At 41.8% G+C, this 17,122-nt stretch carries 12 protein-coding genes; 3 read left to right on the forward strand and 9 right to left on the reverse strand.

Annotated features, from left to right (window positions below; translation table 11 throughout):
* From R8P61_34135 to R8P61_34145, 3 genes are all read left to right on the forward strand, one after another.
* On the forward strand, positions 1 to 2,467 hold a 2,467-nt coding region (locus R8P61_34135; protein ID MDW3652165.1), incomplete at its 5' end, for a hypothetical protein.
* Positions 2,468 to 2,479: 12 nt separating this feature from the next.
* Positions 2,480 to 3,439 carry a PorP/SprF family type IX secretion system membrane protein gene (locus R8P61_34140; protein MDW3652166.1) on the forward strand — a complete coding sequence of 320 codons (960 nt, stop codon included), beginning with the start codon at positions 2,480 to 2,482 and terminating at the stop codon, positions 3,437 to 3,439.
* 4 nt (positions 3,440 to 3,443) lie between these two features.
* The gene (locus tag R8P61_34145; GenBank protein ID MDW3652167.1) at positions 3,444 to 3,986 is read left to right on the forward strand and encodes a gliding motility-associated C-terminal domain-containing protein; all 543 of its coding nucleotides are present in this window, start codon (positions 3,444 to 3,446) and stop codon (positions 3,984 to 3,986) included.
* 111 nt (positions 3,987 to 4,097) lie between these two features.
* Here the strand turns inward: R8P61_34145 and R8P61_34150 are convergent, their stop codons facing one another.
* From R8P61_34150 to R8P61_34190, 9 genes are all read right to left on the reverse strand, one after another.
* Positions 4,098 to 6,764 (reverse strand): tetratricopeptide repeat protein, encoded by a 2,667-nt coding sequence (locus R8P61_34150; GenBank protein ID MDW3652168.1) that lies wholly within the window; start codon positions 6,762 to 6,764, stop codon positions 4,098 to 4,100.
* Positions 6,765 to 6,792: 28 nt separating this feature from the next.
* Positions 6,793 to 7,593 (reverse strand): hypothetical protein, encoded by an 801-nt coding sequence (locus R8P61_34155; GenBank protein MDW3652169.1) that lies wholly within the window; start codon positions 7,591 to 7,593, stop codon positions 6,793 to 6,795.
* Complete coding sequence (locus R8P61_34160) at positions 7,590 to 8,786, reverse strand: hypothetical protein (protein ID MDW3652170.1); 1,197 nt, start codon at positions 8,784 to 8,786, stop codon at positions 7,590 to 7,592. The genes R8P61_34155 and R8P61_34160 overlap by 4 nt, the downstream gene beginning before the upstream one ends.
* Positions 8,787 to 9,027: 241 nt before the next feature.
* A complete protein-coding gene (locus R8P61_34165) occupies positions 9,028 to 10,467 on the reverse strand; it encodes a hypothetical protein (GenBank protein MDW3652171.1) in 1,440 nt (479 codons plus the stop codon).
* A gap of 683 nt (positions 10,468 to 11,150) precedes the next feature.
* On the reverse strand, positions 11,151 to 12,032 hold the full coding sequence (locus R8P61_34170; GenBank protein ID MDW3652172.1) for an aldose 1-epimerase family protein: 882 nt from the start codon (positions 12,030 to 12,032) through the stop codon (positions 11,151 to 11,153).
* Positions 12,033 to 12,165: 133 nt separating this feature from the next.
* Positions 12,166 to 13,725 carry a hypothetical protein gene (locus R8P61_34175; GenBank protein MDW3652173.1) on the reverse strand — a complete coding sequence of 520 codons (1,560 nt, stop codon included), beginning with the start codon at positions 13,723 to 13,725 and terminating at the stop codon, positions 12,166 to 12,168.
* Position 13,726: 1 nt separating this feature from the next.
* Positions 13,727 to 15,274 (reverse strand): caspase family protein, encoded by a 1,548-nt coding sequence (locus R8P61_34180; GenBank protein ID MDW3652174.1) that lies wholly within the window; start codon positions 15,272 to 15,274, stop codon positions 13,727 to 13,729.
* Between the two features lie 35 nt (positions 15,275 to 15,309).
* A complete protein-coding gene (locus R8P61_34185; protein MDW3652175.1) occupies positions 15,310 to 16,221 on the reverse strand; it encodes a hypothetical protein in 912 nt (303 codons plus the stop codon).
* Positions 16,199 to 16,864 (reverse strand): sigma-70 family RNA polymerase sigma factor, encoded by a 666-nt coding sequence (locus R8P61_34190; protein ID MDW3652176.1) that lies wholly within the window; start codon positions 16,862 to 16,864, stop codon positions 16,199 to 16,201. Before R8P61_34190 ends, R8P61_34185 begins: the two co-directional genes overlap by 23 nt.
* Positions 16,865 to 17,122 lie beyond the last annotated feature (258 nt).

Here is a 17,122-nt window from a genome sequence, read left to right on the forward strand (position 1 = left end):
GGATACAGATGAAGGAATAACCAATGTAAGTGCCAGCGACAGATTTAGCGGAAATGGAGCTAATATAGATTTAGAACTCGCTCAGCAAGGGGCAAATCTGGGCCAGGTCCTCAAATGGGACGGTAATGCATGGACTCCGGCGGATGATGTGACTGGAGGTACGGGTAATGTCAGTACAAGTCCAAGAATCAGTGGTAATGGTACAAATCTTCCCCTGGATATTGCCCAACAGGGTGCCAGTAATGGGGAAATCCTGAAATGGAATGGAAATAATTGGGTACCGGATACAGATGAAACGGGATTAACTACGGTAAGTGTCAGCGACAGATTTAGCGGAGATGGAGCTAATGTAGACTTAGAACTCGCCCAGCAAGGGGCAAATCTGGGTCAGGTCCTCAAATGGGACGGTAATGCATGGACTCCGGCGGATGATGTGACTGGAGGTACAGGTAATGTCAGTACAAGTCCAAGAATTAGTGGTAATGGTACAAATGTTCCCCTGGATATCGCCCAGCAGGGTGCCGGTAATGGAGAAATCCTCAAATGGAATGGAAATAATTGGGTACCGGATACAGATGAAGGAATAACCAATGTAAGTGCCAGCGACAGATTTAGCGGAAATGGAGCTAATATAGATTTAGAACTCGCTCAGCAAGGGGCAAATCTGGGTCAGGTCCTCAAATGGGACGGTAATGCATGGACTCCGGCGGATGATGTGACTGGAGGTACAGGTAATGTCAGTACAAGTCCAAGAATCAGTGGTAATGGTACCAATGTTCCCCTGGATATTGCCCAGCAAGGAGCAAATTCGGGAGAAGTACTAAAATGGAACGGTATTAACTGGGTGCCCGAAATTGATGCAGTTGGAATCGCCTCCGTCAATACAAGTGACAGAATACAGGGAGATGGAGTAAATACAGACCTGGATATAGCCCAACAAGGAGCCACAGTAGGACAAGTTTTAAAATGGAATGGTACCATATGGGCTCCAGACGATGATGTCAGTGGGGGCTTAGGCATCATTAATACCAGTCCGAGAATCAGTGGAAATGGGACCAATGTTCCCCTGGACATTGCACAGCAAGGAGCCTTACTTGGACATGTTATGAAATGGGATGGAAACAATTGGACACCTAAAATTGATGAGGTAAATGACCCAGATCCAGATCCCTTAAATGAAATACAAACGCTGAGTTTGAGTGGAAACACCCTTAGTCTTTCACAAAATGGAGGTTCTGTAAACTTACCCGTTGGAGCAGCATATATTGCAGGAAATGGAATTGATATCGCAGGAAATGTGATCGAAAATACCGGAGACCTGGACAATACCAATGAAATTCAAACCCTCAGTTTCAATAATAGCAATCGGCAACTAAGTTTGAGCAATGGAGGAGGTACCGTAACCATACCAGCTGGAGGAAATGGAAATGGATTCTGGGATGCCGGGCAAAATGGCAGTATTCACAAGAACAATTCAGGCAATGTCGGAATCGGCGTAACGAACCCTATTGCTTCCCTCCATTTGGATGGAGGATTTCTCCTGAGTATCAACGGAAATTCGAAGATTTTCTTGGGAGCCGCTTTTACCGGAGAAGGACTCTTTGATGTCCGGGGGCCTAATGGAAATCGAAACGCAGTAATAACTCATCCTGGAAATGGAAAACCCAATTATGGATTCTTTGGGGTTCATAATGAACTAGGACGATTACAGGCGGGATTGAAAGTAGAAAGTGATCCTAATAGAGCTGGAACAGATCAGGGTAAAGTCTTTGCCCATATGGGAGAATTTGAAGTTATAGAGTTAAAAGATTCTACAGACCTTGTTCCTGGGGCTACTCGGGTTCGCGCAGGATTCAATCCTGTTGATAAATCAGGTCAGATTGACCTCTTTGGATCAGGAAATAACCTAAATGTACGGCTGGGATCAACGGGTCCAAGCACTGGTGTAGCCGGAAACAAAGGATTTATCGGTTTATATGGAAACGGTGGAGAAGCAGATCTTCAGGCAGGAATAGAAATTCTAGGTAGTGGACGAGGACATTTCTTTGGAGCCAGCATGAAACTCGATGGCACCGCAGAAGTAGACACACTTGCTGCAACCGTCAAGAACTTCCGGGTTCAACACCCCACAGAAGCAGATAAAGAGATCTGGTATGCCAGCATCGAAGGACCTGAAGCCGCCGCTTATGTGAGAGGTACGGCGACTTTGGTTGACGGGAAAGCGATTATAGAATTTCCTGAACACTTTGAATTAATGATAGATGAGTCAAGTCTAACGATTAGCACTAGTCCCTGGTCCGCAGATTCAAAGGGACTGGCGGTAGTGAAACGTACAGTGCATGGCTTTGAGGTACAGGAATTACTGAAAGGAGAAGGAAACTATAAGTTCGACTGGGAGGCAAAAGCTGTAAGAAAGGGATATGAAAACTTCAAAGTAGTTCGTACCAAAAAAGAACTGAGAAGATAAGTACAAGCACTTATGCGCAGACTGATCGTCATACTTTTATGTTTTGGGAGCCTGGGTCATGGACTTCATGCCCAATTGCTGCCTTTGATGTTGAATAATCGGGATAATGCTGCCTTTATAAATCCGGCTATGACAGGAGTGCCTGCGAAGCTGGAGATCGGGAAGAGATCCAGAGATTATGTAAATACCATTGTGGGAGTGAGCAGTCGTCTTCAATGGACAGGATTTGGGGATGAAGGGCCATTTACCAGTTATGCAAAAATTTCACAACGACTCTCTGTAGATCGGAGGGGCGAGAAATTTTTCTGGGGAGGTGCATTTTTCATGGATGACAATACCGGCCTGACTTCCTTCACATCTGCCGGACTCAATACCTCCTATCATCAGTATTTGGGAAATGATAGCTATATCCATGCAGGGATTTCTTTCCGTTTTACCCAAAACACCCTGGGACGAGGAGATATACTGGCGCGAGATCAGGCAGATGTCGTGATAGATAATTACCAGAGCAGCTGGTATATGAACTCAGGTATCGGGCTTTTTTATAGTAGCAGCCTTTTTTACATCGGCGCATCATTGCCCAATACAGTATTTCGAAGACCTGATACCCAGCTTGCAGTAGTATCCAAGCATTATTATGGGGTTTTAGGTGGATATATTCACCTCATGGATGATGATGTTTACCTGGAACCCTCTATATGGGTCCGTACGGCTGATCAGTTGCCCTTTTACTATGATTTAGGGTTGACTATTAACTTTTACATAGAAAACGCAGGAAAACGCGCAAGTGGCACCTATCATGGAAAGCAGGTATGGGCAGGTGTAGGATATGATGCGGCTAAAGCCCTCAGAGCCGAAGCCGGTATTTACTATGAAAAAGTGAAATTCAGCTTTATTTATAATCACTACCTGAATAATCCCGGCTATGTCTTTGGCAGTGGTCTGGAAGGAGGCATCTACCTTATTCTTTAGCTTTATGAAAAAAATCATCCTCATACTGGCTATCCTTTCTGGCTTATGTCTGGAAGCTCAGGCGCAAAAGGCAGAGAAACTGGAGCGAAAATTTGTAGGCGCTGCCGGCAAAAGCAATACTTCTCCCAGTGGGAAATTGAAAGTAAGTTATTCCATTGGAGGGATCATGACAGCTACAGGAAGAGGTCGTTCCAAAAAGTTCACCCAGGGCTTTCAACAACCCGAGTGCTCGGATTGTGATACGACGGTAAACAGACCCAGTCTTTCCTGCGATAATCTATACAATATTATTACGCCAAACCAGGACGGAAAAAATGATCAGTGGATCGTTGAACAACTCATCAATCCCGAGCCAGGCCTTAGTGCAGATCTGAAAATCTATACCCGCTGGGGACAGGAAGTTTTTAGTGCAGTAAACTACCAAAATGACTGGGCAGGGCAGGACAAAAACAATCGTCCCCTTCCCTCAGGCACCTATTATTATCTCCTGATTTATGATGAGAACCAAAAGCCTTGCAAAGGAGATATTACCCTGCTGAAAAATTAAGGATAAGGAATAAAAATGAAGATGCGGAATTACCCATCAAGCAAGAAGACCGGAAAAGCCCTCATTTAAACACAACCTGGCTCAACAAGCTTGCAATGATTAGGCCCTAAACTATTTATTGATTTTTGCCAGAATTTCGGGGAAGGAGTTGAATAATTCTGGATCGAGTTCAAGGGCTCTGTTGTAGAAAGGCATAGCGTCTTCCAAACGCTTATCTTCTGTCTGGCGACTTCCAAAGTAGTGGTAGTATTTCCCCAGCTCAAAATTAGCTTCTGCATTATCTGGATTCAGCTTATAAGCGGCATTGAGGGCCATGCCAGCATCGAGATAACGTTCCTGCGCCAGCATGATGCGTCCACTCAATAATTGAGCCTGGAAATCATTCCTTTTCGCACGGACTGCTCTATCAACCCAACTTCTGGCCGACTTAATGTCTCCCAGTTTAAAATTTGCGAGAGCCTTATAATAAGCAAGGGTAAAAATATCCTTATTTACCCCTTGCAATTCATCAATGCTGGAAAGGGCCAGTTGAGGACTTCCTTTCTCTATATATGATTTTATCTTGAGAATAAGGGCTTCTTCATTTGCGGCATTCTGTTCCAGACTCGCTTCAGCAAAGGTGATACTTTCCTCATAAGATGCCATACCATAAAGGGCAAAGGCTTTAAAATAAAGAAAGTCCGCATTGAAATTTTCCACCTGCAGCACTTCGTCAATCTCATCCAGTGCTTCCTGATAATTTTCTTGTCCCAAAAATACCTGAGCCTTTACTTTCCTGAATTCCAAAGAGGGAAGTTCTCCTCTTTGATTCAGCACACTCTCCAATCGATTTAAACTTAAGGATGCAGCCAGATAATCTTTTTGCTCAAGAAGAATACGACTTTTAAGTTTTAAAGCCCCCAGCTCTTCCTTTTTCTGATCCAGTAAGCGATCCAGAATATTTAAGGCCGGTTTATTATTGCCCTGGCCCGATAGAGCCCTAGCTTTAAATAATTGCGCTTTTGTGACAGATCCATCTACAAAGAGGATTTCATTTGCCGAAATAAGTGCACGATTATAGTCTTCCATCGCCAAATAGCACTCCGCGATCTTTAGGGTAATTTCTTGTTCAGATCCGATTTTTTTCTTTTTCAGAATCTTATACGCCTTCAAAGCTTCCTTGTAATTTCCTTCCATGAAAAAGAGGTCCCCTTCCTTTCTCTCTTCACTTCTATTCACCCGTACTTCTTCTTCTTTCCCATTAAGGCTATTTCTAAAGGTGATTGCTTCCGGCATTTTGGGCAAAAGGATCAGGGCCTGCTCAACTGCTGAAAGAGCTAGAATAGATTTTTCTTCTTCTCGATACTGCCGGGCCTTATCCAGATAAATATTCGCAAGATTGCTTTTAGGATAGTTTAGTGCATCCAGCTCATTGGCTTTTAAAAAGCTCTCCATAGAAGGCTCAAACTCTGAAAGATTGAGGTGAGACCTTCCCAATTCAAAATGTGCAAGCGCAAAGTCTGGATTTAGTTTGATAAGTTTTTGAAAATTGAGACTTGCATCTCTATGCTGATCGAGGTTTTGGTTGACTACTCCCAATTTTAAGAGCATATCCGCATCATTTTCTAATTCCTCGACCTTCATCAAATTCTTTTTCGCATCTGTCCAAAGTCCTGATTCTACCTGAAGACTGATCAATCTTTTTAAGGTAAAAATATCCCCGGGATCAAGTAGCAATGCCTGTTCGAGGTATTCTATTCCATTTATTCCGTCTTCTTTTTCCCACAAATCTGCCAGAGCTATCCAGGCGAGTTTATATTGCCGATCGCTCAATTCAAGGGCCATGAGAAAATCATCACTGGCAGCCTTTACCTTATTTTCTTCCAGATTCTTCAAGCCTCTTTCGTAATACAGATTCGGGTCATTGGGTTCATCCCCTATCTTCCGATTGTATCCATCCAGGCTATAATATTTTCTGTCATCCCTATCGTCGATAATTTCTTCGATGAGGTCAATCTTTTCTCTAATGCTATCTACCGTGAATATCTGATTGCTGAGGATATAGTTTGTTAAAGCTGCATCATAGTCATAGATCGCCCACAGTCTTTGCGCCCTTGCCAACTGATTTCTATATCTGCTTTTGATCTGGTCCCGGGTTTCTACCTCATAGTATCGGGTTGTATCCCCTTGAGGGAAAAAACTGATAAGGTCTATGTAATAGGCCCATTGTTCCCCCTCAACAATCTTTACCCGGGCCATCCTGTTTGTTTGTGAATACGCTTTTCGAATATCCTTATGCCGGCCTTCAAATTTACTATTGAAACGTACTTTTAAATAGAGATCACCACTCAATTTGGAACGCTTTACAGCTGAAACCAGAATATTATCAATGCTTATTCCATTGGGATCGCTCTTGGTATAAAAAGCATCGAAATCGGCCAGATAGGTTTCTACTTCTACAAAGCCCTCCCCTACTGTACTTTCTTCATCTACTACCCGGGGATCAATATCACTGACAATTAGCACCTCCTTGCCTGTGAACAGGCGCTTGGATAATTGTCCATCTTCTACCACCATCTGAATCATCGAACTCACCTCTCCCCCATCTTCTGACTGAGCAATGATTTGAAGAAACTCGCCAAAGGATTCGATCAGAAAGCGGGCCTGGCTTTGGGCATTCTGAACTTGTTTAGGGGAAATATCTTCTGCAATACTTTGCGTAAATACAAAAGTAGATTGCCCAGCCAGCAAAATAAGCAGACTCAGTGTTCTTAGCTTTTGTATAATCCTTAGATGCATTTCTTTCCCTACAAAATAAATAATACCCTTAATCCAGGTACAAGATAGATTTTTTATACTCGCTTTTCAGTTGTTCCGGCAATCTAACAATATCACTGATCAACCATCCTGAATTGGGATCTGACCTATTGACGCTATGCACCATGAACGCCCAATTTTCTACCTGAAGAAAGTGGTAGGTGATCCGATCAATGTATTCATATTCAATATTGCCTTCTATCAATTCATTGAGGAAAAGGGCCAGTTTACCTTCATGGAAATTCTGGTACAAAAATCCTTTTACTCTTCTTTTATCAGCCGAAAACAATTCTCTTATATTGACAAAATTTGTTCCTTCACTTGCTGGATGAAGAAATAACTTCTCATCTTCCGTAATATTTAAACGCAAAAAACTCGCATCTATTCCCCGAATGACCCACTTGGATGAATAATCTTTTTCAGACTCTACTTTCAGTGTCAAGGTTACTCTCTCTGGTTTCCCTTTATATAGGATTTTACATTCCAGTCGAGCAAACCATTCTTCATCATAGAAACTCAGTAAGGTTTTGTTATCCTTTTCATCGATCTTTTCCAGAAAATCCCGGATAGATTTTGCATCCATTTTAGCCGAGCGATCAAAGAGGCTTAGCACCAAATCTTTGCGGGTGAGAGCCACATCTTTCCCTTTCTGCATCTCTGCAATATGGGGCCCAGCTTCTCCATTAAATCGAGTTATGAATTCATTGATTTGGGATACATTAAGTGCGAACATTTGATCATCCCAGGTCCAAGAGGATTGGGCCTGAGCGATGGAGCACAGAAAAATGATCGAAAAAAAACATTTTCTCATTTTGAGGTTTCAGTTACAGAGATATTCGAAAGCAAAACGTCCCAAATGGCCTGGGATTCCCCTTCAATCTCGGGTTCATATACTTTGAGGACGATATTTATATTTTTTTGGGTATAATCTGTATATACCAACAATCCATCTTTATAGCCAGAAAATCTCTGTCCATAAGTAACGGTACCATACCAGTTGTCTTTGTATTTCCTGATATCGGAAACCTTTACTACCTGGCCGTTGGTGATTTCAATTTTTGTGTATTTGTCTGCGAGATAATTAAGTCGGTTGAAGTAACGTCTTATTTTATATGCGACTGGTTGTTCGCGGTTTAAACTGGATACTTCAATGTAGCAGGTATCACTGACGAAAAGAATCATGGCCTGATCAGTAATTGATCTTATTCTCATTCGGTCCTCCCCTTCCAGGATCGTTTCTACATAAGAAGCGAACTTTTCAACTTTTGCTTTTGCCTTTTCGTTAAACTCGTCCATATCCACCGGCATATCAGGTCCTTCTCCCTCTGATAAATTCGGACTTGTTTTTTCTTCACCGTCTGCCTTTTCTGTTACATCTTCTACCTCAAAATCATCGGCAATGCCTACTTCTTTGTCCCCATTAGCTACTGCTACAGCAGGAGGCTCTAGGGTGGAATTGCTCAAAGCATCCAGTTCAGAAACTGGTAACTCTGGTAGGAAGGCATTCTTTAGGCGCGATTTTGCAAAGTTCTGGTCTCCGAAAATTCGTAGATCGGGATCGGGGCTATAAATAGCGACGAATCCCCCTTCTTTCAATTCCTTGAAATTACCGGTGTAATAATCTTCGTATTCTATTTTCCCATCTGCTCCTATCACTTCCCAGCTTTTGATGGCTACTGATTTACCATTATCCAGAAAAATAATTCCATAATCTTCCTTTGAGAAGTCCCGAATTCGGGGAGCGTCAAAAGGACCGATAAATAATTTCTTTTCCGCAGTCAGGACAAAGGAAATTTTCTCAAGCTTGATGGGCTTGCCTTTTTTTCCACCCGCCTTGAGATAAGACAGTTTGCCATCCAGACCGAGGCTTGTCTCCGATTTGTCTATAATTTTGCCGGATATAGGCGCTTCCTTCCCTTCCAGGAATATCAGGTCCTGTGCCTGAAGTATTGATACTCCAAGGATCAGGATGAAACAGCTCAAGATTGTGTTATATAGTTTCATAGGTTAAGGTAAAAAGCTATTTTCCAAGGGAGCCATATCTATTGGTATTCATCTAATTCCTTTTCCTTTAGACAAATTCAACTGGAAAAGTTTCCTAGTCGATTTAATATTTTTAGAAATTTACTATCCCCGGGAAAATACCTATTGAAAAGAATTGCGTTTTACTCATGCTTCAGTAAATGCAAAAATACTTCCAAATAAGGAATATTCAATTATGACAGCTGCAATAATATCGGTTTGCCTAACTAATCGGTTCAAATTTTGGCTGGCGTCTTTCTTTTAATTTTACATATCCCCAACCGGCCCCAAGCGACAGGAACAAAATAATTATCAGGATCAATACGATGTTTTCTATATCTCCAAAAAAGCCTGTAGAGAAGTGTACGATTCGATTGTGTTCAAGTTTATGTGCCCTCCCTGCATCGAAGAGGGTCAAATAATAATCTCCTGAGAGTTCGGCCATTTCTACTACCTGATTCTTATCAACATACCACAAATCGCCATCAATCTTGCCGTGATCATTTCTCAATTTTACTTCATGTCTTACCACATATCTATCCAGTTCAAAAAACTGAACGGTGTAGTCTGGTTTCCCCCCACTTAATTTGAAAAAAAGCGTGTCCTCACGAGTTCCATAACCACTGATATATTCTATCTTGAATTCGTCAGAAGCGGGATCAAGGGCAATTTCTGTCGTCCTTCCCAGTGCATCCCGAAATTCTACTTTATAGGCATTTGAGCGATTTGCCAGCATCACCACTTTTGCATCCAAAGGTTCCGGCATATCCATCCGTGCATTGATGCCCATGTCTTTGATTGCATAGGTATACACGGAATCTCCCTGGAGATTCTCTGTCTTCAGCATATCTTTTGCCAGTTCGAAGGCCGCTCGATCTCTACTTCCGCTTTCCGAACGAAGGCTGATTTTCGAAATAATTACAGGGTTTATCGCATAGGAAAGGTTGAAAATACTTCTGCCTTGACCTTGCTGATTTCTTACGAAAGAAACTTCTATGGGTATTTTTCGCAAGGCATCTTCCACATATCTTCCCTGGGGGAACTGGTCCAGGTAATTTTTATAAGAAGTCTCTGAATCCCAGTTTATCGTACTGTTCCAAACAGAATCTTCATATATCAAGGGAATTTGCGACAAATCAATGTCCACAGATTCTACTGGTTTAGGTTTGGCAGCCTCTGACTTTTTTACAGGCTTTGGCTTGCTAACTGCTACTTTTGGTGGCGGAGGTTTTACTCCTACTCCCGGATTTGCAGATCGGGTTTTTACCTTCGTACCGACTTTCTTGAGAGCTTCATCTCTATATTTCCCATCACTATTGGAAGCCAGGTATTCTTCATAAGCTGAAATCGTAGCTTTCGCACTGGCTCTTGCCCAGGCTTTATCATCCCATATATCCTGAATGGCTTTGGACGCATCACTCAGGTATTTGCCCGTATACTTCCCCTGATTTGACAGAAGGATATATTTTCGATAGGCATCCTCAGTATGTATGGATTTAGTTTTTTCCCAATATTCATCTTCGCTTCCCTGTAATACTTCCTTGAACTTGTCAGGAGTATCAAAGGAAAAAGCCTGGGGAGGAAAACTAAGGTTCCCCAATAAGAATATGGACAGGCAAAGGGCTTTTAGATGTCTTGTATATTTAGCCTCAATAGAATTCATGATTAGAAGTTCGTCAGCCAGGAATGAGTCAAATAAAGTTTACAGCTTGTTCTCTGTTTTTAATTTTGAGTAATGCTTAAATAACTGGTATTAAATAGATAACGAAAAAGCAGCGGTACATTGATGCTTCCTCAGAGATAAAATTAGCAAATTTTGTGAATTACTCCTTACCACAAACTTTAATCCTTGCCAAATTCTCCAATCGCTGAAATTTTCCCTATCTATTTATATAAAGATCAGCTTTTAAGATTTGTACTCAATCGTAAAGGAATCCCTCACGATTGTGTTCTTCTCTGCACCATTTTAGACAATAAAAACCTCTTCAGGTAACATGCCTTTTACTTCATAACCCGAAATGACTCTTTAACCCTACGTGAAATTGTTTATTTACGCTAAAAATGCTGCATTTATCACGCCAAAGTAGATTTTTGAAAAAAATTCCAAAAAAATTCAGGCTGATGTTGACATCGACATTTTTTTGGGGACTAATGTAAGTGAAAACACAATGTCCTAAGTGGTAGCCCTTCGGGGCTGCTGCTTACTTCAAGGACAGAAGGTTTATCATAAGCATAGATATTTTCATCTGATGACAACGGATGTTGTGAGTTCTTTGGTCTTGAAGAACTTACGTATGGGTGAGCATAATGGCCATAAGGCCTAGCTTTATGGCCATGTGCTCAATTCTATTCTGTGATTTCGATGATATAGCTGGCTCCGAAACTGGCCTGAGCTGCCAATTTCAATATCCCTTCCTTTTCTTCCAGCTTTCCACTACTAGCTTCACTATCTGCAATTCCCATCCAGGGTTCTATGCAAACGTAAGGAGCCTGAGGTTTGGCCCATATTCCCAGATAAGGAAAATTGGGAAAGTGCATAGACAATACCTCTGGATGTTTTGAGCTTTTCAGATGCACACTTCTGGACTTTAGTTTCTTAAAAATCAAGGCATCCTTGTCAAAGAGATGTTTATGTAAAGGCAGTTTATTTGTCTTATCCAGCAATTGAGCTCCGGGTTTATCAATCAGGCCCCGATCGCTCAAGACCCAGGTATGGTCATTTTCCTCCTCCTCAAACTCAAGAAAGTAATCTTCATATTCCGCTCCTTCTTTCCAGGGACAATTAAAGGCCGGATGTCCTCCCAGTGAAAAAAGCATCTCAGATTGGCCTTGATTGATGACTTCATGGTCCACATGAATCTTATTGCCTTCCAGTCGGTATTCTATTGAGAACCCAAATTTAAAGGGATAAATCTTAAGCGAGTCTTCTGTGTAGTTGAGTTCATAGCGAAGCCTCTCCCCTTCCTGTTCAACCAGCTTCATTTTCTCATTTCTCCTGATAAATCCATGCTTGGGAAGGCCGGTATAGGTCTTTCCCTCAAAAGAATACTTATCCTCTTTTAAAGCACCAATTATCGGAAAAAGTACAGGTGCATGACTGCCCCAAATATCCGGATTGGCCTGCCACATATATTCTATACCCGTCTTTTTTGATTTGATTCCGGAAAGTTCAACTCCTTTTTGGAGAACGGATATTTGCAAGAATTCATTTTCGATACGATCAATCATGGGTAACGTATAGGTGTGTTGGTGTTTATAGGAAATAGTATTGGCCTTTAGCTAAGGCAGAATTTATACCAGAGTGCTAGCCCAAATTGTATGCTAAAAGAAGAATATGCAAGAAAGATTTGTGAAGTATGGATTAAACTTCCCGATAGAGTACCCATTCCAGTACTTTCCCTTTGGTATCCACTTTATAAACCAGTCCCTGATTGTCCTGGATAAGATAGGAGACTGATTGGACAGGCGAAACAGAACTTCTCAATTTCTGCCGAATAGCCAGAGGTATTATGGAGCCGACCTGATAAATACCAGAAGGTGCATGCCCGATTTTCCGATTTACTTTCTGAAAACACAGGCTTTTGCCCATACCCTTTGCCTTATAATATAAAAGCTTGGACTGTGGAAGATTTTTGCCAAAGAGTTCGATGCCTTCTTCAAAAGAAAGATTGATCTTCCAGTCAGGTTCGAGGCGATCCAGTGTATAGGCTTTGGAAATATCCACACCATCCAGGCTCATAAAGCTACAGGCAGGTATTTCGATGCTATGCCTTTGAGAGCCGGTTTTAGGTTTTGTATTGCCGTTCAGAATACTGAGTAATTCTCTGCTTTTCGTTTGCAGTCTTTCCTTAGCAACTCCCGTACTTTTACGCTGAACATATTCCAGATCGGCTTTGGCTTGCTGAAGGAAGTAGGCTTTGTTAGCGCCCGCATTTACACTCAGGATATGAAATACACATGCGCGATTGATGCGATTTGGGAGATAATCCGGATTGGATCTGATGGCTTTGTTGAACTGCGAAATACTTTTCAACAAAAGCTCCTCCGCACTCAATTGTCCTTTACTGATTTTGTCCAGACGAGATTCTGTATCCAAAACCCAGGGATAGGGATAAGATCGATAAGGCTCATCCAGCATCGGCAAAGCGGATTTAGCATAAGACAAGCCCAAATTATTGTAAAACTCTGCACTCCTGAAATCTCTAATCAGGTATTGATAGAGGACAGTATCTTTATCATGTTGCTGTAAGAGGGAAAGGTAGATGGCCATATCATAGACCTCCAAAGCCTTTTTTGCTTCTGCCTTTGCCCGTTTTGCAATGGCTAATCTTTCATTTTTTGAATCATACAAAGGATCTTCTTCGTTCAGCTCAAATGCATTGTATAGTTCTTCTATGAAGATTGGAATACTATTCTCTACCCGATAACCTGCGAGGTAGCACAAAATCGCTCCCCAAATATCCGCTTTGCTTTCCATCTGCTTGCGGCGTCTTTTCTGACTTTCTGCCCAGCTTTTCAGAGAAGTTGACTTCACAAAGAAACCCGGAGACTCATAAGAGAAAGAAGCATGCTGATAAGCATGAACCAGTTCGTGAGCCAGAAGAAAGGCCAATGCATCATCTTTTCCTTTAGAAACCTTGAGACAAAGCTGATACGCTCGGGGATCAAGAATGATGCTCTTTCTTTTTACATCATACTCGGCAGGTTTGCCAAAAACAGCTATATCCTCAATATGTAAATTAGGCATAGCCTGTCCCCCCTGCTTTTCCCAAAGATTCTTCAGAACCTTTTTACAGTGAATTTCCTCTTTGATATAGGAAGTATTGCCTGCGATAGCCACATAGCTCAGCGATAGCATCAGGAGAAAAAGTATTCCCTGATAAACTAAGCCCATTTTGAGATATGTGGATATTACCTTCATCTTATCTGTAAATCTCTCTTTTATTTTTCGGGATAAAGTGGAAACCTTTATCATTCTGTGAACCAAAGCGAGTAGCACGGGCGTACATATGCTGACCATTAACCAGATCTTTGGGTCTGTAGATTTCCTCTATCTTTCGTCCAATATACCAGATCGGAATAGGTCCTTCATCATACTTAACCTCTCCAAACTGAATGGCTTCTAAAAAGGCCATCATGAATTTGGATACTTTGAACTTGCGGCTTTGGTATCTATACTTTCCATCTGCCAATTTTACATCCTTTAAGGTAACTCCCGTTTCTGCTACCTGTCTATTTGAGGGAGCTGATCCTATGAAGTAGCGGAAAGGTAAATCAGAAGATAAAAGGCTATGTACATCTTTTTTCTGGCTTACCCGGATATCCTTGGCTCCTCTTTCCAGAAAAGTCGAAGCAAAACAGGCATCGATGCTCAAAACGATATTGTTGCAGGCAATGGCATCTATTTGCTGGCGGATATCCTCCATTTTATAATAACTCTTTATACTATTGCCCGGATTGCTGGGAATCAAGTATCCTGTTCCATCCTTGCCTTTGTATCCATGACCGGAGAAAAAGACAAATAATTGGTCAAGCGCTCCCCAGTTTTTTCTTTGCAAACCCATCATACTGGTATTGATATCTTCCCAGCTGGGATCTGAAATGATACGAGTCTTGAATCCAAATTTATTTTCCAGGGTCCACTGGAGGGCAAGGGCATCATCCATAGAATATTTCAGATCGACCCAACCCAATTTCTTTGCGTCTTTGTTGTGCTTACTTACGGCGAAAATGACCGCAGTATCCAATCGACTCTCCAACTCCTGTTTCACGCGAACGATGATTCTCCGTTCATCAATCGCCTGCCCCTGACAATGGGATCTAATGGTAAATACATTATCAAAATCAGTCAGGCGAGCGGGAAATTCGAAAAGATTTTCTCCCAACCGCACTGCATTTACCAATTGGTTGCGAGGATCTTCAATGCTTACATTGAGTTCGTTGTCCTGACAACAGGGCATGCGGAAGCGAATATTGAATGCTTTGCGATCTTCCCGGTCAATGATAATATCTGAGGACCCGGCCTGGGGACTCATTCGATAGGTTCCATACAATTGTAAATTGCATAAGGGAGCACTTGCTCTAACTATGCGGCTCGTATCCCCCAAAAAGGGATTGTAAAATACCCGGATGTGCTTTTTAAACTTTCCTTTGTCTCCAGTCGCCCAGATACTCAGATCATTGATTCCTTCGATAAGGAAGATGGTTCCCTCATATCTATCAAAGCTATTGCTCAGGATACGATCATTTTTGGTCGCCTCATTACGAATCGTTACACTATTGATCTTATCGTGAATCAGCTTGAAATCAAATTTCACCTGATTGCTTTCGGTATAAATGGTCCTACCCTCCCAGTAAACTTCACTGGGTGAAACAGGCACGAAGATGGGTGATCTTGCCTCAGTCCTTGAGAACAGCAGACAAAAACATCCTCCTATAAGGAGTACTTTAAGTAGGGCAGCAAACTTCATCCGTAATGGGGCTATCTTTTTCTTTCCAAAAATGCTTATCCGTCCAAATAGCTCAGATACTTTTCAGCATCGATCAGGTACTTTTCATTATGTAATTGATCAATATGTTGATCAGGATTTTTCTCGTTTGATTCGATCAGATTTTTGAAGAGATTTCTCGCCTGATCATTTTGCTTTCCGGTCAATTTCAAATTTGCCAGGTACCAAAGGGAGGCATGTCTCAATTTCAGATCCAGACCTTCTCCATTGAGGAGTTCTTCAAATATCAGACTGGCCTGCTCTCTTTTTCCTAAAGCCAGATAACTCTGGGCTTTATAAAAAACACTATGATTTTGGCAATTTTGATCAAGCAATGGATTTCTACTTAATGCATCCAATTGAGAAGCGGCCGTATTGAAGTTTTCGGCAGCATATTGCTCCATCATGGCAGTATTAACTGAAATCACATTTCTACTACCTATTCCTTTATCGTCATCACCACAAGCAGTAACAAAGTTCTCTACATGTTGGATGTCCGTGAGTGCTGAAAGATTTGTTTCGGGTGCTTTGTGGAGTTCTCCTCCCTGAAAAGAGAGGATGATCCAGCCTATGATCCCAAGGAGTATAATCACTCCCAGAAAGCTCCATCCGGGTATGCCGGGGCCGGGGCTTTGGGTATCATCTGTATTACTATGAGATTGACTTATCTCTTTTACAAAATTTTCTTTAGCGGTTTCGAGTGCGGTGGCAAAGTGTGCTTCTGTGTTTGCTATGCGGATCCTGGCGAGTTCGGGTCCTTCGGCGATCATGTCAGCCAAAGCATCCATACTTTCGCGGTACAGCTCATCTGATTCGATCAATTCCTCGATTTTCTGTGTATCCTCTTCTCCTGCCCTATCCTGAAGATAGGCTATCATCAAATCAGTGTTTCGCAAAGGGTCGATATCATTTTGGTTGAAAGGGTCCATTCAAATGAGTTCTTAAATTTTCTTTAGCTCTGTCTAAATATCCATGTACTTGTCCGACGCTGCAATTCATATGATCGGCGATCTCCTTATAGGTCATCAATTTGCCTTCGCTTCTCAGGTAGCGGAGTTCCACCACCTGTTTCTGTTTAGCTGCGAGCTTTGAAATGGCTTCCTTGAGTTTGTTTGGGTTGATGCGATCTGCTTCGTTTGTTTCGGGTGCGGCGATCGTGAGTTCTTCGACTGGCAAAGAGATAAATGGATTTTTACGCTTCTTTTTGTTGATTAGATCATTTTTTACAATTCTAGCCAGCCAATATTTCCAGTTGCTTTTAGGGAACTTGTCTTGCTTGAAGAGTTTGTGAAGCTTTAAAAAGAGTTTTTGTAATTCCTCCTGGGGTTCCTCTTTCATACTTGCGATAATCCTGGAGAGGTCCTGCCAATGAGGGATAAGTAAAGAAGAAATGATTTCGCCCTGTGTTTGTTCGTCCTGCTGATTATATCTTCCCAGCAGCTCCATGGCTATTTCATTCTCCTTTTTTTGCTTATAGCGTTTGATCAATTGCGCAATAGAATATCCATTTAGACGCTCGTCTATGAAGCCAAGGATTACTCCAATGAACAAGGTAATTGCAAATTTCAACACAGACAATTCATTAAATGTACCGTATTCTATCTAACGTTGATCTTTCGCTTTATTGTATCTTTCAAAGCATTTCTTACAAGTGAGCATTCATTCCAGCTACTGGATTCTTCTTTATTCTTGACTAAAGGAAGGAATGCGTTCCGGGTTCTCCTAGACTTTCAGACCCTGCAGTTGTCTGAATTCACTATAAAGACAGATAGATTGAACAAGTGCATGCTTTATTTTAATTTTTTTTCAAAATTCTTTGACAAAAGAGCT

The organism is Bacteroidia bacterium (genome assembly GCA_033391075.1).
Taxonomy (GTDB): Bacteria; Bacteroidota; Bacteroidia; order J057; family J057; genus JAWPMV01.

Excerpts from the sequence above, each read along its gene's own strand:
- R8P61_34140 (MDW3652166.1), top strand. The coding sequence starts at position 2,480 with ATGCGCAGACTGATCGTCATACTTTTATGTTTTGGGAGCCTGGGTCAT.
- R8P61_34175 (MDW3652173.1), bottom strand. The coding sequence starts at position 13,725 with ATGAAGGTAATATCCACATATCTCAAAATGGGCTTAGTTTATCAGGGA.
- R8P61_34155 (MDW3652169.1), bottom strand. The coding sequence starts at position 7,593 with ATGAGAAAATGTTTTTTTTCGATCATTTTTCTGTGCTCCATCGCTCAG.
- R8P61_34170 (MDW3652172.1), bottom strand. The coding sequence starts at position 12,032 with ATGATTGATCGTATCGAAAATGAATTCTTGCAAATATCCGTTCTCCAA.
- R8P61_34145 (MDW3652167.1), top strand. The coding sequence starts at position 3,444 with ATGAAAAAAATCATCCTCATACTGGCTATCCTTTCTGGCTTATGTCTG.
- R8P61_34180 (MDW3652174.1), bottom strand. The coding sequence starts at position 15,274 with ATGAAGTTTGCTGCCCTACTTAAAGTACTCCTTATAGGAGGATGTTTT.
- R8P61_34185 (MDW3652175.1), bottom strand. The coding sequence starts at position 16,221 with ATGGACCCTTTCAACCAAAATGATATCGACCCTTTGCGAAACACTGAT.
- R8P61_34165 (MDW3652171.1), bottom strand. The coding sequence starts at position 10,467 with ATGAATTCTATTGAGGCTAAATATACAAGACATCTAAAAGCCCTTTGC.
- R8P61_34150 (MDW3652168.1), bottom strand. The coding sequence starts at position 6,764 with ATGCATCTAAGGATTATACAAAAGCTAAGAACACTGAGTCTGCTTATT.
- R8P61_34160 (MDW3652170.1), bottom strand. The coding sequence starts at position 8,786 with ATGAAACTATATAACACAATCTTGAGCTGTTTCATCCTGATCCTTGGA.